This is a genomic window from Rhodococcus sp. SGAir0479, assembly GCF_005484805.1.
Lineage (GTDB): Bacteria > Actinomycetota > Actinomycetes > Mycobacteriales > Mycobacteriaceae > Prescottella.
Window position 1 is genome coordinate 4,080,309 of record NZ_CP039432.1, and the last position, 19,560, is coordinate 4,099,868.

Annotated in this window: 17 protein-coding genes and 2 tRNA genes; 13 read left to right on the top strand and 6 right to left on the bottom strand. The window is 69.2% G+C overall.

From position 1 onward, the window contains the following. Window positions 1-59 precede the first annotated feature (59 nt). From E7742_RS18835 to E7742_RS18870, 8 genes are all read left to right on the top strand, one after another. A complete protein-coding gene (locus tag E7742_RS18835) occupies window positions 60-977 on the top strand; it encodes a metal-dependent hydrolase (RefSeq protein ID WP_137800334.1) in 918 nt (305 codons plus the stop codon). Continuing rightward, a complete protein-coding gene (locus E7742_RS18840) occupies window positions 974-2,095 on the top strand; it encodes a PDR/VanB family oxidoreductase (protein ID WP_137800335.1) in 1,122 nt (373 codons plus the stop codon). Before E7742_RS18835 ends, E7742_RS18840 begins: the two co-directional genes overlap by 4 nt. Window positions 2,096-2,135: 40 nt before the next feature. Beyond that, a complete protein-coding gene (locus E7742_RS18845; protein WP_137800336.1) occupies window positions 2,136-3,059 on the top strand; it encodes an alpha/beta fold hydrolase in 924 nt (307 codons plus the stop codon). A 232-nt stretch (window positions 3,060-3,291) separates the two neighbouring features. Continuing rightward, window positions 3,292-5,325, top strand: coding sequence for a DNA topoisomerase (ATP-hydrolyzing) subunit B (gene gyrB / locus E7742_RS18850; RefSeq protein WP_137800337.1), 2,034 nt, complete (start codon window positions 3,292-3,294; stop codon window positions 5,323-5,325). Between the two features lie 99 nt (window positions 5,326-5,424). Continuing rightward, window positions 5,425-7,935, top strand: coding sequence for a DNA gyrase subunit A (gene gyrA, locus E7742_RS18855; RefSeq protein WP_137800338.1), 2,511 nt, complete (start codon window positions 5,425-5,427; stop codon window positions 7,933-7,935). Beyond that, window positions 7,936-8,982 carry a DUF3566 domain-containing protein gene (locus E7742_RS23550; protein ID WP_254699066.1) on the top strand — a complete coding sequence of 349 codons (1,047 nt, stop codon included), beginning with the start codon at window positions 7,936-7,938 and terminating at the stop codon, window positions 8,980-8,982. Between the two features lie 75 nt (window positions 8,983-9,057). Next, window positions 9,058-9,131: transfer RNA gene (locus E7742_RS18865), tRNA-Ile, on the top strand. Window positions 9,132-9,295: 164 nt separating this feature from the next. Continuing rightward, window positions 9,296-9,368 (top strand) — tRNA-Ala (locus tag E7742_RS18870). 107 nt (window positions 9,369-9,475) lie between these two features. On the opposite strand, the gene E7742_RS18875 is transcribed toward E7742_RS18870, so the two are convergent. Next, on the bottom strand, window positions 9,476-9,850 hold the full coding sequence (locus E7742_RS18875; RefSeq protein WP_137800339.1) for a nuclear transport factor 2 family protein: 375 nt from the start codon (window positions 9,848-9,850) through the stop codon (window positions 9,476-9,478). Between the two features lie 771 nt (window positions 9,851-10,621). Between E7742_RS18875 and E7742_RS18880 the strand changes: the two genes are divergently transcribed. Continuing rightward, a complete protein-coding gene (locus tag E7742_RS18880; protein ID WP_254699067.1) occupies window positions 10,622-11,884 on the top strand; it encodes a TetR/AcrR family transcriptional regulator in 1,263 nt (420 codons plus the stop codon). Window positions 11,885-11,950: 66 nt separating this feature from the next. On the opposite strand, the gene E7742_RS18885 is transcribed toward E7742_RS18880, so the two are convergent. After that, a complete protein-coding gene (locus E7742_RS18885; protein ID WP_137800340.1) occupies window positions 11,951-12,133 on the bottom strand; it encodes a hypothetical protein in 183 nt (60 codons plus the stop codon). A gap of 58 nt (window positions 12,134-12,191) precedes the next feature. Here E7742_RS18885 and E7742_RS18890 point away from each other — a divergent pair, with 58 nt between their 5' ends. Then, window positions 12,192-12,713: a peptidylprolyl isomerase gene (locus tag E7742_RS18890; protein WP_137800341.1), complete on the top strand. Its 522-nt coding sequence runs from the start codon at window positions 12,192-12,194 to the stop codon at window positions 12,711-12,713. 10 nt (window positions 12,714-12,723) lie between these two features. Then, on the top strand, window positions 12,724-13,689 hold the full coding sequence (locus E7742_RS18895) for a rhomboid family intramembrane serine protease (RefSeq protein WP_137800342.1): 966 nt from the start codon (window positions 12,724-12,726) through the stop codon (window positions 13,687-13,689). Window positions 13,690-13,699: 10 nt separating this feature from the next. On the opposite strand, the gene E7742_RS18900 is transcribed toward E7742_RS18895, so the two are convergent. Continuing rightward, the gene (locus E7742_RS18900) at window positions 13,700-14,170 is read right to left on the bottom strand and encodes a PH domain-containing protein (protein WP_137800343.1); all 471 of its coding nucleotides are present in this window, start codon (window positions 14,168-14,170) and stop codon (window positions 13,700-13,702) included. A gap of 107 nt (window positions 14,171-14,277) precedes the next feature. Beyond that, the gene (gene crgA, locus E7742_RS18905) at window positions 14,278-14,541 is read right to left on the bottom strand and encodes a cell division protein CrgA (RefSeq protein ID WP_137800344.1); all 264 of its coding nucleotides are present in this window, start codon (window positions 14,539-14,541) and stop codon (window positions 14,278-14,280) included. Window positions 14,542-14,704: 163 nt separating this feature from the next. Between crgA and E7742_RS18910 the strand changes: the two genes are divergently transcribed. After that, entirely contained in the window at window positions 14,705-15,469 is a 765-nt protein-coding gene (locus E7742_RS18910; RefSeq protein WP_137800345.1) for a DUF881 domain-containing protein, read from the top strand. Window positions 15,470-15,513: 44 nt separating this feature from the next. Continuing rightward, complete coding sequence (locus E7742_RS18915; RefSeq protein WP_137800346.1) at window positions 15,514-16,179, top strand: aminodeoxychorismate/anthranilate synthase component II; 666 nt, start codon at window positions 15,514-15,516, stop codon at window positions 16,177-16,179. A gap of 89 nt (window positions 16,180-16,268) precedes the next feature. Here E7742_RS18915 and pknB read toward each other — a convergent pair whose 3' ends face one another. After that, the gene (gene pknB / locus E7742_RS18920) at window positions 16,269-18,203 is read right to left on the bottom strand and encodes a Stk1 family PASTA domain-containing Ser/Thr kinase (protein WP_137800347.1); all 1,935 of its coding nucleotides are present in this window, start codon (window positions 18,201-18,203) and stop codon (window positions 16,269-16,271) included. Further along, window positions 18,200-19,558, bottom strand: coding sequence for a serine/threonine-protein kinase (locus E7742_RS18925; protein WP_137800348.1), 1,359 nt, complete (start codon window positions 19,556-19,558; stop codon window positions 18,200-18,202). The genes pknB and E7742_RS18925 overlap by 4 nt, the downstream gene beginning before the upstream one ends. Window positions 19,559-19,560: the final 2 nt, after the last annotated feature.

Below are 19,560 nucleotides of genomic sequence, written 5' to 3' on the forward strand. Positions count from 1 at the left end.
CCTGGTCACGTCCTGCCGTGGGGCGGCGGGCGACCTGAGCGAACCAGCCGGGAGCAGTCATGGCAGTCACCTCCGCAACGCACGCGTCGGATCCGGCGCATTTCGAGCCCGACCACATCCTCTTGCAGGCCCGGAACGTCGAGTTCGACTGGTCGGACCTGCCGATGCACTGGATTCCCGGTGATCCGTTCACGACGCACGTGCTCAACGTGCTGCACCTGCTGCTGCCCGCCGGGGAGGAGTGGTTCGTCGCCACCTACAAGGAGGCGCTGCCGTTCATCGAGGACGAGAAGCTGCGCGAGGACGTCGTCGGGTTCATCGGCCAGGAGGCCATGCACGCCGGCGCCCACACCGGGGTGCTCGAGCACCTGAAGGCCAACGGCCTGGATCCCACGCCGTACACCGACCAGATGCACTGGACGTTCCACAAGGTGCTCGGGCCCAAGCCGCTCACCGGTCGGCGCGCGCAGAATCACCTGATCGAACGGCTCGCGATCATCGCGGCCGTCGAGCACATCACGGCCTTCCTGGGCGACTGGGTCCTCAACGCCGACGGCCTCGACCGTGCCGGGATGCACCCCACGATGCTGGATCTGCTGCGGTGGCACGGCGCCGAGGAGGTCGAACATCGTTGCGTCGCATACGACGTCATGCGGTACTTCGACAAGCGTGAGTCGCGGCGCATCCGCACCCAGCTGATCGTCACCCCCATGATCGTGTGGCTGTGGGTGCGCGGCACCCGCTTCCTGATGCGCAACGATCCGCAACTGCAGAACTGGGCACCGCGCCGGCGTCGTCCGCACCTGTCCGACTTCGTGGCGTCCGGGCGGCGCGGCACCCTGCCCACCGCGACCGAGCTGGGCAAGCGCATGTCGGCGTACTTCCGGCGGGACTACCACCCCGGCAAGGAGGGGTCGACCGCACAGGCAGTGGCCTACCTGGCGTCCTCGCCGGCGGCGCGGGCGGCGGCGCGGTGAAGCTGCCCCGCGTGCGCGAGCTCCTCGGCCGGCCGGAGGCGCTGACGCGGCCGGCTCCGCCGGCCGACCTGCAGGGACGTGCCCGGCCCGACCGCGCGATGACGATCGTCGAGGCCGTCACCGACAAGTACCTGCGGGTGCTCACCGCGTACGACTACGACCCGACCGTGGCGGGCCACAATCCCGACGCGGCGATGACACTGGTGGCCACCGAGCGCACGATCGTCGCCGAGAACGAGAACGTCGCGGCGCTGACGTTCGCGGCGGTCGACGGCGGTGACCTGCCCGCGTGGCAGCCCGGTTGCCACTTGGACTTCCATCTGCCGTCGGGCCGGCGCCGGCAGTACTCGCTGTGCGGTGACCCCGCCGACCGCCGGCACTACCGGATCGCGGTCCGTGCCATCCCCGACGGGGGCGGCGGTTCGATCGAGATGCACGGTCTCGCCCCGGGTACCACCGTCACCGTGCGCGGTCCCCGCAACGGCTTCCCGTTCGTGGCGGCCGGCAGTGCGCTGTTCGTCGCGGGCGGTATCGGCATCACCCCGATCATCGCGATGGTGCGCGCGGCGCGGCGGGCCGGAATGGATTGGCAATTCGTCTATTCCGGGCGTTCGCGGGAGTCCATGCCGTTCCTCGACGAGATTGCGACGTGGGATCCGGCGCGGGTGTTCGTGCGCCCGGACGACGAGTTCGGGCTCCCCTCCGCCGACGACCTGCTCGGCCGGGCTCCCGTCGGCGGCGCGGTGTACTGCTGCGGGCCCACCCCGATGCTCGACGCGGTCCGGGGCGGCTTCGCCGCCACGGGCGCCTGCGCGCTGCACTTCGAACGGTTCGGCCCGCCACCGGTGCTGGGCGGCAGCCCGTTCGAGGTGCAGTTGGTGAGCACCGGTGAGGTGCTCGAGGTGCCCGCCGACGAATCCGCGCTCGAAGTGATCAAGGAACGTCTGCCGGGGGTCGGGTACTCGTGCCGGCAGGGGTTCTGCGGTACCTGCAAGGTGCGGGTGCTGGCCGGCACGCCCGACCACCGCGAGACCCGGTTGACCCCGCAGGAACGTGTCGACCACATGCTCGTGTGCGTCTCGCGCGCCGACGGCGGCCGCCTGATCCTCGACCTCTGACGTACCCCGAACTCGACTCGCCCGACCGGAAGGAACTTCCATGAGCGTGCACAGCCCACGACCACGTGTGGTCACCAACGGCGACGTCCGGCTGGCGGTCTACGAGCAGGGCAACCCGGACGGGGAGACGTTGGTGCTGGTCCACGGCTGGCCCGACACCCACGAGCTGTGGGGGCACGTGATCGCGCATCTCGAGGACCGGTTCCGGATCGTCAGCTACGACACCCGCGGGGCGGGTGCCAGCAGTCGCCCCACCGCGGTGTCGGCGTACGCGCTGCCGCTGCTGGCCGGCGACCTGTTCGCGGTGATCGACGCGGTGAGCCCCGACGCGCCCGTACACGTGCTGGCGCACGACTGGGGAGCGGTGGAGACGTGGGAGGCGGTGTGCGAGCCCGGTGCGGGGGAGCGGATCGCGTCGTACACGTCGGTCTCGGGGCCCAACCTCGATCATCTCGGGGCGTGGATGCGACGGCGGCTCGCGGAACGGCGGCCGGCGGGCCCGCTCGCGCAGGCGATCGCGTCGGGCTACACCGTGCTGTTCCAGATCCCCGTGGTCGGGACGCTGCCGTTCCGGTTGGGGCTGTCGCGGATCTGGCCGACATTCCTGCGTTTCTTCGACCGGATGGACCCGGCACTGGTCCGACCTGCACCGACGCTGCGGGCGGACATGATCACCGGCCTCAAGCGATACCGCGCCAACATCCGGCCCCGGCTGCGCCATCCGCGCGAGCGGCGCACCGACGTCCCGGTCCAGTTGATCGTCGACCGGCGCGATCTCGCGGTCCGGCCGGTGGGATACGAGGACACCGGACGGTGGGTGTCGAACCTGCGCCGGCGTGAGCTGCCCGCCGGTCACTGGTCGCCGATCTCGCACAGCGCGGACGTGGCGCGGCTCACGGCCGAGTTCGTCGGTGATCTTCGCGCGGAGACTGCGACCGACAGCGCTGATGGTGCTTCCGCCTAGGGTTCGACCCGCCGAGGGCCGAAAAAATTCGTCTGTGGGGCAGCTGGAGGCGTGTTAGGTGCCTTGTGTGTCGGTAAGGACACGTAAGATGGTCGAGTAACTAGCGGCGAATCTCGACACACCGCTCGCGGTGCCTCGTTGTGCGTGGTTGCCAGAGAACCAGGGCCACCCTCTTTCGAAGCGCAGTGTAGAGCCGTGTCGGCACACTACGGAGAAGGAGAGCTACCCACCCGTGGCTGCCCAGAAGTCAGACAAGAGCAACACCTACGGCGCTTCCTCCATCACCGTCCTCGAGGGACTGGAGGCCGTCCGCAAGCGACCCGGCATGTACATCGGTTCCACCGGTGAACGCGGCCTGCACCACCTGATCTGGGAGGTCGTCGACAACTCCGTCGACGAGGCCATGGCCGGCTACGCGAGCAGGGTCGACGTCACCATGCTCGAGGACGGCGGCATCCAGGTCGTCGACGACGGCCGCGGCATCCCGGTCGCGATGCACGCCTCCGGCGCTCCCACCGTCGAGGTCGTCATGACCCAGCTGCACGCCGGCGGCAAGTTCGACTCGGACGCGTACGCGGTGTCCGGCGGTCTGCACGGCGTCGGCATCTCCGTCGTGAACGCGCTGTCGACCAAGGTCGAGGTCGAGATCAAGGTCGACGGTCACCACTGGACCCAGACGTACACCCACGCCAAGCCGGGCCCGCTCGAGCAGGGCGCGCCCACGTCCGAGACCGGCACCACCGTCCGGTTCTGGGCCGATCCCGAGATCTTCGAGACGACGACCTACAACTTCGAGACGGTCGCGCGTCGTCTGCAGGAGATGGCGTTCCTGAACAAGGGACTGACCATCACCCTCACCGACGAGCGCGTCGCCGAGGAGGAGGTCACCGACGAGGTCGTCAGCACCACCGCCGAGGCGCCCAAGAACGCGTTCGAGGAGGAGGCCGAGGCCGTCGCACCGACGCCCAAGGTCAAGTCGCGCGTCTACCACTACCCGGGCGGCCTCGAGGACTACGTGCGGTTCATCAATCGCACCAAGCAGGCCATCCACAACTCGGTCGTCGGGTTCACCGCCAAGGGCACCGGCCACGAGCTCGAGATCGCGATGCAGTGGAACTCCGGCTACTCGGAGTCCGTCCACACCTTCGCCAACACCATCAACACGCACGAGGGCGGCACCCACGAGGAGGGCTTCCGCGCGGCGCTCACCAACGTCGTGAAGCGGTACGCCAAGGAGAAGAAGCTCGTCAAGGACAAGGATCCGGAGCTCACCGGTGACGACATCCGCGAGGGCCTGGCCGCGATCATCTCTGTGAAGGTCGCCGAGCCGCAGTTCGAGGGCCAGACCAAGACCAAGCTCGGCAACACCGAGGTCAAGTCGTTCGTGCAGAAGGCGTGCAACGAGAACATCGCGCACTGGTTCGAGTCCAATCCCGCGGACGCCAAGACCATCGTCACCAAGGCAGTGTCGTCGGCGCAGGCGCGGACTGCGGCACGCAAGGCACGGGAGCTGGTGCGCCGCAAGAGCGCCACCGACATCGGCGGCCTGCCCGGCAAGCTCGCCGACTGCCGCAGCAACGACCCCAGCAAGTGCGAGATCTACATCGTGGAGGGCGACTCCGCCGGCGGCTCGGCCAAGTCCGGTCGCGACTCGATGTACCAGGCGATCCTGCCGCTGCGCGGCAAGATCATCAACGTCGAGAAGGCGCGCATCGACCGCGTCCTCAAGAACGCCGAGGTCCAGTCGATCATCACCGCGTTCGGCACCGGCATCCACGACGAGTTCGACATCAGCAAGCTGCGCTACCACAAGATCGTGCTGATGGCCGACGCCGACGTCGACGGTCAGCACATCGCGACGCTGCTGCTCACGCTGCTGTTCCGGTTCATGCGCCCGCTCGTCGAGCAGGGACACGTGTACCTGGCGCAGCCGCCGCTGTACAAGCTCAAGTGGCAGAAGGGTGCGGCGCCGGAGTTCGCGTACTCCGACCGTGAGCGCGACGGTCTGCTCGAGGCCGGTCTGTCGTCGGGCAAGAAGATCAACAAGGACGACGGTATCCAGCGTTACAAGGGTCTGGGCGAGATGAACGCCAAGGAACTGTGGGAGACCACGATGGACCCGAGCGTCCGCGTCCTGCGTCAGGTCACCCTCGACGACGCGGCCGCCGCCGACGAGCTGTTCAGCGTGCTCATGGGTGAGGACGTCGAGGCTCGGCGCAGCTTCATCACCCGCAACGCCAAGGATGTCCGCTTCCTCGACGTGTAGGCGCCTGCGGTGCCCGTGCGCCGTTCCGGTGGTGGGGACCACCGAGAAGGCGCAGGGCCCGCGGAGCGGCCCGAAGACTTTTGATCAGAAAGTGAGCTCATGACCGACACGACGTTGCCCCCCGAGGAACCGTCGCACGACCGGATCGAACCGGTCGACATCCAGCAGGAGATGCAGTCCAGCTACATCGATTACGCGATGAGCGTGATCGTGGGCCGCGCACTGCCCGACGTGCGTGACGGGCTCAAGCCCGTGCACCGCCGCGTGCTGTACGCGATGTACGACAACGGCTACCGCCCGGACCGCGGTTACGTGAAGTCCGCGCGCCCGGTCGCCGACACGATGGGTAACTACCACCCGCACGGCGACAGCTCGATCTACGACACTCTCGTGCGCATGGCGCAGCCGTGGTCGCTGCGCTACCCGCTCGTCGACGGCCAGGGCAACTTCGGTTCCCGCGGCAACGACGGCGCGGCCGCGATGCGGTACACCGAGTGCCGGATGACGCCGCTCGCGATGGAGATGGTGCGCGAGATCGACCACGACACGGTCGATTTCGTCCCCAACTACGACGGCAAGACGCAGGAGCCGACGGTTCTGCCGAGCCGGATCCCGAACCTGCTCGTCAACGGTTCCGGTGGCATCGCCGTCGGTATGGCCACCAACATCCCGCCGCACAACCTGCGCGAGGTCGCAGAGGCCATCTACTGGGCGCTCGACAACCACGAGGCCGACGAGGAAGCCACCCTCGAGGCCGTCATGGAGCGGATCAAGGGACCGGACTTCCCGACGTCCGGCCTCATCGTCGGCGGCCAGGGCATCCAGGACGCCTACCGCACCGGCCGCGGCTCCATCCGCATGCGTGGTGTCGTCGAGATCGAGGAGTCCGACCGGGGTTCCACGCAGATCGTCATCACCGAGCTGCCGTACCAGGTCAACCCGGACAACCTCATCACCTCGATCGCCGAGCAGGTGCGCGACGGCAAGATCGCCGGCATCTCCAAGATCGAGGACCAGTCGTCCGACCGCGTGGGCATGCGGATCGTCGTCGTCATCAAGCGTGACGCCGTCGCCAAGGTCGTGCTCAACAACCTCTACAAGCACTCGCAGCTGCAGACCAGCTTCGGCGCGAACATGCTGTCCATCGTCGACGGTGTGCCGCGCACGCTGCGGCTGGACCAGATGATCCGCCTCTACGTGGCCCACCAGCTCGAGGTCATCGTCCGGCGCACCCGGTACCTGCTGCGCAAGGCCGAGGAACGGGCCCACATCCTGCGCGGCCTGGTCAAGGCCCTCGACGCGCTCGACGAGGTCATCGCGCTCATCCGTGCGTCGCAGACCGTCGACGTCGCCCGCACCGGACTGATCGACCTGCTCGAGGTCGACGAGATCCAGGCCGACGCGATCCTGGCGATGCAGCTGCGTCGCCTGGCCGCCCTCGAACGCCAGAAGATCATCGACGAGTTGGCCGAGATCGAGCTCGAGATCGCCGACCTGAAGGACATCCTCGAGAAGCCGGAACGCCAGCGCGCCATCGTCCGCGACGAGCTCGCCGAGATCGTGGAGAAGTACGGCGACGACCGTCGTACCCGGATCATCGCGGCCGACGGCGACGTCACCGACGAGGACCTCATCGCCCGCGAGGACGTGGTCGTCACGATCACCGAGACCGGGTACGCCAAGCGCACCCGCACCGACCTCTACCGCTCGCAGAAGCGTGGCGGCAAGGGCGTCAAGGGCGCGGAGCTCAAGCAGGAAGACATCGTCAAGAACTTCTTCGTCTGCTCCACCCACGACTGGCTGCTGTTCTTCACCACCAAGGGCCGCGTCTACCGCGCGAAGGCGTACGAGCTGCCCGAGGCGAACCGCACGGCCCGCGGCCAGCACGTCGCGAACCTGCTGGCGTTCCAGCCGGACGAGAAGATCCAGAGCATCATCCACATCAAGTCGTACGAGGACGCGCCGTACCTGGTGCTCGCGACCCGCAACGGCCTGGTGAAGAAGTCCAAGCTGGCCGACTTCGACTCCAACCGCTCGGGTGGCATCGTCGCGATCAACCTGCGCGGCGAGGACGAACTGGTGGGCGCGGTGCTGTGCTCGTCCGAGGAGGACCTGCTGCTGGTCTCGGCCAAGGGGCAGTCGATCCGTTTCGCCGCGACCGACGAGGCGCTGCGCCCGATGGGCCGCGCGACGTCGGGCGTGCAGGGCATGCGGTTCAACCAGGACGACGCCCTGCTGTCGCTCAACGTGGTCCGTGACGGCACGTACCTGCTGGTGGCGACTTCGGGCGGTTACGCCAAGCGCACCCCGATCGAGGACTACGTCGCCCAGGGCCGCGGTGGAAAGGGTGTTCTCACCATCCAGTACGACCCGAAACGTGGCACCCTGGTCGGTGCGGTCATCGTCGACGACGACGACGAGCTGTACGCGATCACGTCGGGCGGCGGTGTCATCCGCACCGCGGCCAAGCAGGTTCGCAAGGCAGGCCGTCAGACGAAGGGCGTGCGGTTGATGAACCTCGGGGAGGGTGACACCCTGCTCGCGATCGCGCGCAACGCGGACGAGCCCGAGGAAGCTGCTGCGGCTTCCGATGGAGCGAAGGAGTCGTAGTTGAGTACTCCCCGAAAGCCCGGTGAACGAGGCGACGGCGGCAAGCCTGGCCAGAAGCCCGGAGAGTCGAAGGGGCCCAAGGAGTCCGGGGCATCCCAGCCGCAGCGGCCGGCCGGTGGCAAGCCGGCCGGCGGTGCCCCCGCCGCCGGTACGGCGCCGGACGCGCAGCGCCCCCCGGCGCAGACGCCGCCGTGGCAGCGGGGACAACAGCAGCAGCAAGCGCAGCAGCCGAAGCAGCAGCCGCCCGGCGCAGGCCGGGCCGCGGGACCGGCCGGGGGCGGCAAGCCCCCGGCCGGTCCGGGCAAGCCGGGTGAGAACGGTGCTGCCGCCAAGCCGTCCCGGCCGTCCCGCCCGGTCATCACCGGCACCGCCGCGCCCAAGCCGCCCACCGGCGCCTCCACCGGCGCCTCCACCGGCACCCAGGCCGGCGGTGCGGGCGGGGCCGGGAAGGGCAAGGCACAGCCCGGCGCCGCTGCCGCGGATCGCAAGGCCGCGGCCCAGTCGAAGTCTGCGGTCATCGACGGGCCCACCCGCACGATCGACCGATCCGATCTGGCGAAGGACATGCCGGACCTGTCGGCGGTCAAGCACCCGTCGCCGGCCGGCGGCGCCGCGACGCCCGCCCCGGCACCGACCGGTGCGCTCCGCAAGGCCGCGGCCGCTCTCACCGCCTCGGCGCCGGCCGAGGGGGAGGGACTGCGCGCGACCGTGCAGCTGCGGCGCATCGATCCCTGGTCGACGCTCAAGGTGTCGCTCGTGATCTCGATCGCCCTGTTCTTCGTGTGGATGGTCGCCATCGGCCTGCTGTACGTCGTGCTCGACGGCATGGGTGTGTGGGACCGGCTCAACAATGCGTTCACCGAGATCGTCACCGACTCGAGCAGCGGTGGACTCGTCACGTCCGGGCAGGTCTTCGGCTACTCGGCACTCGTCGGCGTGATGAATGTGGTGCTCTTCACAGCGCTGGCCACCATCGGTTCGTTCATCTACAACCTGTGCTCCGACCTGGTCGGTGGTGTGCAGGTCACGCTGGCCGACCCGGACTGATCAGGGAAAACAGTGCCCTGCCGGGGCCGTTTTGGTATCCGGCGCTCCGGTGGGGTACTGTTCTGCCTGGTTCGAGGGCCTATAGCTCAGGCGGTTAGAGCGCTTCGCTGATAACGAAGAGGTCGGAGGTTCAAGTCCTCCTAGGCCCACTCCACGTGCCGACGAAGGGTTGCCATCATGAAGGTCATCCTGTTCGCAGGAGCCGGATTGCTGGCCGCTCTCGGTCTCGCCAAGTTGCTGAACAAGCGCCGCGGCACCGATGTCTGGCACGAGGTCACAAGTCGCTGATTCCGGCTTCGGAAGCGGTGCGCACGGGGCCTTAGCTCAGTTGGTAGAGCGCTGCCTTTGCAAGGCAGATGTCAGGAGTTCGAATCTCCTAGGCTCCACATTCGAAAGACGCCGTCCCGGTCGGGGCGGCGTTTTTCGCGTTCCGGAACGGGGCGCTACGCCCGCGCGGGATGCGGCACGGGCGCGCGGGCGCCCGGGGGACCGCTCAACCGGTGATCATGTCCTCCTGCCCCCACACGGCGCGCATGCTGACGATCTTGCCGTCGTCGTCGAACTGCATGATGTCGATCGGCGCGATCTCGATGGTCTGGTCGCCCATCTTGGTGACCAGACGGAAGTGGAAGGCGGCGGTGTCGGCCGCGATGCGCAGGGTCACCAGCTCGGCCTCCTGGTCGAAGGGTTCGATGATCGCGTAGAACTCGTGGATCGACTCGCGGGTGGTGCGGACCGGGGTGCCCACCGGATCCTCCACCGTGGCTCCCTCGGCGTACAACGCCAGGACGTCGTCGGCGGTACCGGTCGCCACAGCCTTGATGTAGCTCTCGACGGTGTTGCGGATGCTCTCGGGTGACGCGGGCATGGCTCCTCCATATCTAGAACATGTTCCAGTCGGGAGGGTATCCCACCGACGGTGTCGGCCGGCCGGAAACCGTTCAGGCCGACGCGGCGCCCGGCGCGCCACCCGATCGGCGTTGGCAAACGGACATTCGACCGAGATGCCGCTGGCGGCGCCCGCGCGGGGGTGTGCCCGGAGGGTGATCGAGAGGTGCGACGCGGGGTGAGGTGCGGGGTGAGTCGTCGACCCTGTCATTTTCGTTTTGCGGACGGAAAATATTGACAGGCAGTCTTTTTCGAACAGAAACACAGTCCTGCATGGGTAGACCCGTCAAATCGGGCGAATGTCGATTACCGGTAAAACGACTACAAGAGCGTTGGTTTGGCGCTCAAATTGTCGTGTGGGTGAGGACGAACTCGCACGACGGACGACCCGGAGCACCTCCGGCGCGGCTCCCACGAGGGCATGGCCGCGGATCGGTGCTGCGCCATGCGATCCGGTACCCGTGGCGGCCCTGCGTCCGGGTAGCGGTACGGCACCCGGTGGTGTCGCGGCTCACAGCGTGGATGCCGCCGCCCGTGCAGGGGTGTCGGCGCACTCGCCGTACGCTGTGAACGATCGAGCAGGCGTTCGGGGGCGCCGAGTTCGATCGGGGGAAGGCGGCACGGGATGCCGAGGCCGATCCGTTGGTCGGTGGTCGGGCGGGTCGTGTGAAAACCGAGGCCGGTCGTGTCCGAGCGTGGAGGCGGCTGGTCCGACGAGCGGCCCAACGGCCGTGGAAGCAGGGGGATAAAGGTGACTCGAACGGAGAAGGCTGCGGCAGCGTCCGGTACCGGCAGGAGAGCCAAGTCGGACAAGCGCTACGAGATTCTGGCGGCATCGTCGAAACTCTTTGCCGCGAAGGGTTACACGGGCACCTCGATGCGCGACATCGCCGCGGCCACCGGGATGCTCGCCGGCAGCCTGTACTACCACTTCGATTCGAAGGAGGCGCTCGCTGCCGCGATGGTCGGCGCCCTGCGTGACGACATCGTCCGCGTCGCGCAGCGTCCCGCGGAACCGGGGGACGCGCCCATCGAGGCGATCCGCCGGTTCGCGCTGGGGATCGCCGACGCGTCCGGCCGTCATCCCGGTGCGCTCCAGGTGTGCCTGGGTGTGCCGGAGACGCGGGACGAAGAACTGGAATCGCTGCTCGCCTCCGAATCGCGGTGGTCGGAGAAGAAGTGGCACAAGCTGGTGCGGGACGCGGAGGACGCCGGTCTGGTGCGGCCGGAGGTCGACACCCGGATCCTGCGAGAGGTACTGCGCGTCTCGACCAACTACAGCGCCACGCTGGCGCCGACGGGATTCGCGGCCCGCAAGGTCGTCGAGTGCACGGTCGACATGTTGTTCAACGGCCTGGCCACCAAGCCCGCGGACAGCGACCTGTCCGATTCCGCGGCCGCCCGCACGGCCCGCCAGGTGATCGCGTCGTGGGACCGCGCCGATGTGGCGATCCTCTCCGACAAGCAGGATCGAATCCTCGATGCGGCCCGGCACGTGTTCGCGCGGCGGGGATTCGACGCGACGACCACCCGGGACATCGCCAACGCCGTCGGCCTGACGCAGGGCAGCCTGTACCACCACTTCGAATCGCGGGAAGCGATCCTGGTGGCCATCCTCGAGAACTTCTCGACGCGCATGCGGACGGCCCACGAGGAGATCGGCGCGGCCGGTGGGACACCGCTCGAGACCCTCGACGCGCTCATCCGGATGCGCAGCGCGGCCGGTAAGCGTTTCGATCCCGAGGTCACCATCCTCAAGTCGTGGGCCATGCTGGTCGCGAGCGGAAACTTCGACTTCCTGATGACGGACGGCCGCAAGGTGCTGCGGGTGTGGGAACGTGCCTTCACGGCGGGTGTGAAGGACAAGAGCATCGCGTTGCCGGGCTCGTCGCGGCTGGTGTTCCAGTGCCTCGGCGAGATCTTGTGGTCCACCCACGGCCTGCCGCGGGTCTCGGCCGATCGGCTGACCAGGTACAACCTCGAGACGGTCCTGTGGGGTGCGTCGCCCAAGTAGCTCTCCACGACCAGTTCTCCGCAACACGGACCCGGGGGGTCTGTTGGTGCGGCAGGGGAGCGACGATCAGCGCGGATTCGGGTCCGACAGCGACGGCGGACGCGGCGCCACCGGCGGCATCTCGGGGCGACGGGTGAGGGCGACGGCGGCCGCACCGGCCGCGGCCACCACGGCACCGATCCCGAACAGCACACGGCGACGGCCGCTCGCGGCCGTCGGGGCGGAAGCACTCTTGGTCGAACGCGTCATGGCTCCACTCTCGCACAGGTCGTGGGCGTCGCTGGGAGGGCAATGGCACGATAGGGGGGTGACTTCACAGACTGCTACCGCAACGCTGCACACCAACCGTGGCGACATCAAGATCGCGCTGTTCGGTAACCATGCGCCCAAGACCGTCGAGAACTTCGTCGGACTGGCGGACGGTTCCAAGGAGTACTCCTCGCAGAACGCGAAGGGCGAGGGGTCCGGACCGTTCTACGACGGCTCGATCTTCCACCGCGTCATCGACGGCTTCATGATCCAGGGCGGCGACCCGACCGGCACCGGCCGCGGCGGCCCGGGCTACAAGTTCGGTGACGAGTTCCATCCGGAGCTGCAGTTCGACCGCGGCTACCTGCTGGCCATGGCGAACGCCGGCCCGGGCACCAACGGCTCGCAGTTCTTCATCACCGTGGGCCCGACCCCGCACCTGAACCGTCGCCACACGATCTTCGGTGAGGTGCTCGACGAGGATTCGAAGAAGGTCGTCGACGCCATCGCCACCACCGCCACCGACCGCGGCGACCGCCCGGTCGACGACGTCGTGATCAACAGCATCACCATCTCCTAGAGGACACTCCATGACGAACCCCGGCTGGGGTGGTGCGGCCAGCGAGGGCACCCCGCCACCTCAGCCGAGGTGCGCCCGCCACCCGGATCGCCCCACCGCCCTCTCCTGCACCCGGTGTGGCCGTCCCGCCTGCCCCGACTGCCTGCGACCGGCGTCGGTCGGTCACCAGTGCGTCGACTGTGTAGCCGCCGCCCAGCGGTCCTCGGCGCAGGCCCGCACCATCGCCGGCGCCCCGGTGCGCTCGACGCTCCCGACGCCCGTCGTGACGTACGCGCTGATCGCGCTCAACGTGCTCGTCTTCGCTGTCACCGCGCTCCAGGCGGGCTCGCTCATGGAGAACGGGGCCGGGGCGGTCAACTGGTACACCGGGGCCGCAACCTTCGACTCGTCGTTGTTCGGCACGATGGTCCTCGACCCGCTGGCCGTCGCCCAGGGCGAGTTGTTCCGCGTGGTCGGCAGCGGCTTCCTGCACTTCGGCCTGGTCCACCTGGCCGTGAACATGTTCGCGTTGTGGATTCTCGGCCGCGACACCGAGATCGTCCTCGGCCGCAGCCGCTACCTCGCGGTCTATCTCGTCTCGCTGCTCGGCGGCTCGGCGTCGGCGCTGGCGTTCGAATCGCTCGGCGCCTTCACGGCCGGAGCCTCGGGCGCCATCTTCGGCATCATGGGCGCGCAGGCCGTGCTGCTGGTGCGGATGCGCCGCAGCCCCGTTCCCGTGCTCGCCATCATCGGCCTCAACATCGTCATCAGTCTCACCGTGCCGGGTATCTCGCTGTGGGGACACATCGGCGGTCTGGTCGCCGGCGCCGCCGCGACGGCCGCGTTCGTGTACGCCCCCACCGGGTCTCGGACCCCGGCCGCGGTGGCCCGCTCCCGCCAGCTGGGCTGGGCCGGGCTGGCCGCCGTCACGGTGCTCGTCGTCGGCGTGATCGCGCTGCGCGTGGTCGGTCTGCGCGATCAGCTCGGCCTCGCCTGACCGGTCGGACTCAGTCCTCGGCAGGCACGAGGCCGTGCACGGACAGCGCGTCGAACACCACCGCGGGGTCCGCCCCCAGGTCCCACCGCCCGAAGATCAGCAGGCGCTCGGTGCCGTCCGGGTCCACCGCATCGATCTCGAGCATCGGGACCCGGCGTCCCAGCCGCGGGTAGGGCACGATCCGGGCGCGGGCGATGTCGGCGCGGCGATACAACCGCCGGCCCCGCATCCGCGTCGCGGCGATCGCGGGCACCCCGTCGGCGCGCACGATCGCCAGTTTCGGGCGCTGGCGCGCGCCCAGTCCCGCGACCACCAGCATGCCGACGGCTGCGACACCGGCCAGGAATCGGCCGGGCGCGTCGAGGCCCAGCAGCAGCGCGGCGGCGATCATCAGCACGCCGCCGACCGCCAATGCGACTACCGCTGCGAGCGGAGTGGACCACTCGAGCGACGGTTCATGATCGACTTCATCCTCAGGCATGTGTACAGACCCCCGAGTTGTCCACAGGTGTTATCAACACTGGGGATGAATGACACGCGTGTAATTGAATGGTGGTGTCCACCGGCTGTGCGATCGGAACCCGCAGGTCAACGCCACCGCATGGTCATGATCAGACCGACGACCATGAAGCCGAAGCCGATCAGGAAGTTGTAGGCCCCCAAGTTGTTCATCCATGTGAGATTGTCGCCGGCCAAGTAATACACAATGAGCCACGCCAGCCCCACGAGCATCACGCCGAGCATCACCGACACGTACAGCGCGCTCGACGGACCGGCCTTCACCTTCACCGGCGTGCGGTTCGCGGGATTGATCGTGTAGTCGGTCTTCTTCCGGACCTTCGACTTAGGCATGACGTCCTTGTTTCGTGTGGATGGAAACGCGATCGGGTGCCCGGACCGGACCGGGCGGACAGGGTAGATTCGCACTACCTGTTGTGCAGTACACGCTAACTCAAACGAGCGGAGCCAGGACCGGTCACGCACCGATTGTCCGTGGTGGGAGTGGTGGTCGAGGGTGCCGGACGTCGGATCGCAGCGGCAGCACACGCGCCCCCGATTCGGCTTCTGGCCCGTCGCCGTGCTGGTGGTCTGCCTGGTCGCCGGACTGCTCCTCGCGACCACGCGGCAGGTCTCGCACGGCAACGAGCTGCGCGCCACCGACTCGACCCGGCTGTCCGACCTGGTCCGCCGCGCGCAGGTCGACGTCGACACGGCGGCCACCGCGCGCGACGATCTCGCGGCGCAGCTCGAGGAGCTCCAGGAGAATGCCGCCGCCACCGACGGGCGGGTCGCCGAGACGCTGACGCACAGCCGCGAACTCGCCGCCGCAGCGGGCCTGACCGCGCTCAGCGGCGCCGGCATCGTCGTCACGCTCACCGACGCGCCCCGCGACGCCGACGGCAAGTATCCCGCGGGGGCCGCGCCCGACGACCTGGTCGTGCACCAACAGGACGTGCAGAGCGTGCTCAACGCGCTGTGGACCGGGGGCGCCGAGGCGGTCGCGATGCAGGACCAGCGGCTCGTCAACACGTCCGCCCCACGTTGTATCGGCAACACGCTGCTGCTGCACGGACGCACCTACAGCCCCCCGTACGTCGTCACCGCGATCGGGGATCCGGCACGGCTGGCCGCCACCCTCGCCAACGAGCCCGGCATCAAGATGTTCAAGCAGTACGCGGTCCGGTACGGCCTCGGGTACACCCAGCAGGAGTCGGCGCGGCTCGACGTCCCCGCCTACACCGGCCAACTGCACACCGAGTTCGCGCGGCCGGTCGCGTAATCCCTGCGTACCGGCCCCGCGCCGGCAGGCATTACGCTCGTCGCATGCGCATCCTCGTCGTCGACAACTACGACAGCTTCGTGTTCAACCTGGTGCAGTACCTGGGCCAGCTCGGAACGCAGGCCGAGGTCTGGCGCAACGACGATCCCCGGCTGACCGGCACGGATGCGATCGACCGCGCGGCGCAGGAGTTCGACGGCATCCTGTTGAGTCCCGGCCCGGGCACGCCGCAGCGCGCCGGCGCCACGATGCCGTTGGTGGGGGCGTGCGCCGCCGCGCAGACCCCGCTGCTCGGGGTGTGCCTGGGGCACCAGGCGATCGGGGCCGCCTTCGGGGCGACCGTCGACCGGGCGCCCGAGCTGCTCCACGGCAAGACGAGCATCGTGCACCACAACGACCGGGGCGTCCTCGCAGGGCTGCCCGATCCGTTCACCGCCACCCGCTACCACTCGCTGACGGTCCTGGAGAACACCATCCCGGACGAGCTCGAGGTCACCGCCCACACCGACAGCGGCATCGTGATGGCGATGCGGCACCGTGAGCTGCCGATCCACGGGGTGCAGTTCCATCCCGAGTCGGTGCTCACCCAGGGCGGGCATCGCATGCTGGCGAACTGGCTCGGCGTGTGCGGGCAGGCGCCCGCCGAGACGCTGGTCGCGACGCTCGAGGACGAGGTGGCCCGGTCGCTGGGCGACGCGCTCGTCCAGTGATCCACTGACCCACCGAACCCGCCGACCGTTCGACGACGAGGCCGGGCGACCCCGACGAGGGGCCGCCCGGCCTCGGGCGTAGCCGGTGGCTAGCGCGGAATGCCGAGCTCGCCGACCTGCACCGACAGCTGCGCGTTCTTCGGCACATCCGTCCCGGCCGGCTGCTGCTGTCCGACGATCTTGCCGATGAGGTCGGCGTCGAGCGTCGGTTCCTTGGTCTGCGACAACTGGTTCGACGACCCGGTCCAGCCGGCCCGGCGCAAGGCGTCCAGCGCCTGCGACACCGACATCTCGGTGAGGCTCGGCATCGTGAACAGCTTGCCGCTGGAGACCTGCAGGCGGATGGTGTCGCCCTTCGCGGCCGTCGAGCCACCGGTCGGCGACGTCGAGATCACCTCACCCTCGGGCTTGCCCGAGTCGACCTTCTCCACCTGCACCTTGAACCCGGCACCCTCGATGTTGGGCTGCGCGACGTCGATGGTCTGCCCGATCACGTTCGGGACCCGCACCTGCTCCGGACCGGAACCCAGGGTGATCGTCACCGTCGAGTCCAGGTTGATCTTCGCGCCCGACGACGGGTCCTGCCCCACCACCTTGTCGACCTGGGCGGCATCGGACGGTGCCCGCTCGACATCCGGGGCCAGGCGCAACCCGGCCGCGGCGAGCGCCTGCGACGCCTGGTCCTGCGTCAGGCCCGCCAGCTTGGGCACCTGCACCTGCTCCGGTCCCGACGACACCTGCAGCGTCACGGTGCTGTTCTCGTCCACCGAGGTCCCGGCCGATGGGTTGGTGCCGATGACGTTGCCGGACGCCACCACCGGATCGGGGCGGGTCTGGATGGTGGAGTCGAGCTTCGCGCTGCGCAGCTTCGCCTCGGCCTCCTGCAGGCTGAGGTTCTGGACGTCGGGCACGTCCACCTTGGTCGGTGTCATCAGCATCGAGGCGCCGAAGGCCGCGATGATGCCCACGACGATCAGGGTGGCCAGCGCCAACAGCACGTTGCGGGTGGTGTTCCGCTTCTTCGCCGGCGTCGACGGCGCGATCACCTGCGGACTGGCCGTCACCGTCGCGGTGCTGCGGGTCGGTTCGGGACGGTAGCCGGAGCTGCTGCTCGCGGCGTCGTCGACCGCACCGAACATCGTGGTGCGCTCCTCGTCCGTGAGCACCATCGGCGCGCTCGGACGCTGCCCGCCCAGCACGCGCACCAGGTCGCTGCGCATCTCCGCGGCGCTCTGGTACCGGTTCGCCGGGTTCTTGCTCATCGCCTTGAGGATCACCGAGTCCAGCGCCTGCGGCACCGACGGGTTGACCAGCGACGGCAGCTTGGGGTCCTCCCGCACGTGCTGGTACGCGACCGCGACGGGCGAATCACCCTTGAACGGCGGCTCACCGGTCAGCGCCTCGTACAGCACACAGCCCAGCGAGTAGACGTCCGAGCGGGCGTCCACCTGCTCGCCGCGGGCCTGCTCCGGCGACAGGTACTGCGCGGTGCCGATCACGGCCGCCGTCTGCGTCATGGTGCTCGAGCTGTCGGAGATGGCGCGGGCGATACCGAAGTCCATCACCTTCACCGCGCCGGCACGGTTGATCATGATGTTGGCCGGCTTGATGTCCCGGTGCACGATGCCGTTGCGGTGACTGAAGTCCAGCGCGGCACACACGTCGGCCACGATCTCCATGGCACGGCGCGGGGCCAGCGGCCCCTCGGTGCGGATGACGTCGCGCAGCGTGTCGCCGTCGACGTACTCCATCACGATGTACGGCAGCGGACCACCGTCCGTCTCCGCCTCGCCGGTGTCGTACACCGCCACGATCGCCGGATGGTTCAGCGCGGCCGCGTTCTGCGCCTCCCGGCGGAACCGCAGGTAGAACGTGGGGTCGCGGGCCAGGTCGGCGCGCAGCACCTTGATCGCGACGTCCCGGCTGAGGCGCAGGTCGCGTCCGAGGTGCACCTCGGACATCCCACCGAAGCCCAGAATCTCGCCCAGCTCGTAGCGGGAGGAGAGATTGCGCGGCGTCGTCATGGCTGTCCTTGCGTGGCCGTGGTGGTCTCGGCCGTCGTCGGGGCGGTGGTGGTCGTGGTCCGCGGCGCCGTGGTGGTCGTGGTCCGCCGCGGGGTGGTGGTCGTGGTGGTCGGCGGCGGCGTCGTGGTCGTCGTCGTGGGCGGCGGGGTGGTGGTCGTGGTGGTCGGCGGCGGTGTCGTGGTCGTCGTAGTCACCCGCGTGGTCGTGGTGGTGGTCGCGGGAGTCCTCGACGTCGTCGTGGCCGCCGGGACGGACGGACGGTCCGAGCCGCCGCCGTCGAAGAACAGCAGTCCGAGCGTGACGATCGCGGCCAGCGCCAGCAGGCCGCCGCCCGCCCACGCCAACGCCTTCTGACCGGGCGTCCATCCGGACCGGCCCTCGTCCTCCGGCGGCGGGACCCGGCCGGTGTCACCGGCGTAGTTGCGCTGCTGCGTCGACATCATCGCCGTGGGGGCGGCCGCCGCGACCGGCGGTGCGACCCGCGTCGCGCCCGTGGGCACCCGGCCCGGGGGCGGCGGGCGTCGGCCGGCGCGCACCGCGGCCACGGCGTCGGCGAACTCGCCGCCGTTCGCGTAGCGCCCGGCCGGATCCTTGGTGAGCGTGATGTCGATGAGCTCGCGGATCGGCGCCGGGAGGTCGGCCGGCATGGGCTCGGGCGGCTCCTGCACGTGCTTCATCGCGACCGTGAGCGTGCCGCCGCCACCGAACGGGCGACGGCCCGAGAGCGCCTCGTAGCCGACGACGCCCAGCGAGTACACGTCGCTGGCGGCGGTCGCCTCCTGCCCCAGCGCCTGCTCCGGCGCGATGTACTGCGCGGTACCCATCACCATGCCGGTGCGGGTGACCGGCGACGCGTCGACGGCCTTGGCGATCCCGAAGTCGGTGATCTTCACCTGGCCGGTCGGGGTGACCAGGATGTTGCCGGGCTTGACGTCCCGGTGGACCACGCCGGCCGAGTGCGCGACCTGCAGTGCGCGACCGGTCTGCTCGAGCATGTCCAGGGCATGCGGGATCGAGAGTCGGCCCACCCGGGCGAGCACCGCGTTGAGCGGCTCGCCGGTCACCAGCTCCATCACCAGGTAGGCGAGATTGGCGCCGGACTCGTCACGCGTCTCGCCGTAGTCGTAGACCCCGGCGATCCCCGGATGGTTGAGCTGCGCGGTGGTGCGGGCCTCGATGCGGAACCGCTCGACGAACTCCGGGTCCGACGAGAACTCGGCCTTGAGGACCTTCACGGCGACGCGGCGGTCGAGGCGGCCGTCCAGGGCCTCCCACACCTGGCCCATACCGCCGGTGGCGATCAGCCGCTGCAGGCGGTAGCGGCCGCCGATCACCGATCCGTTGGTCAACGACATGC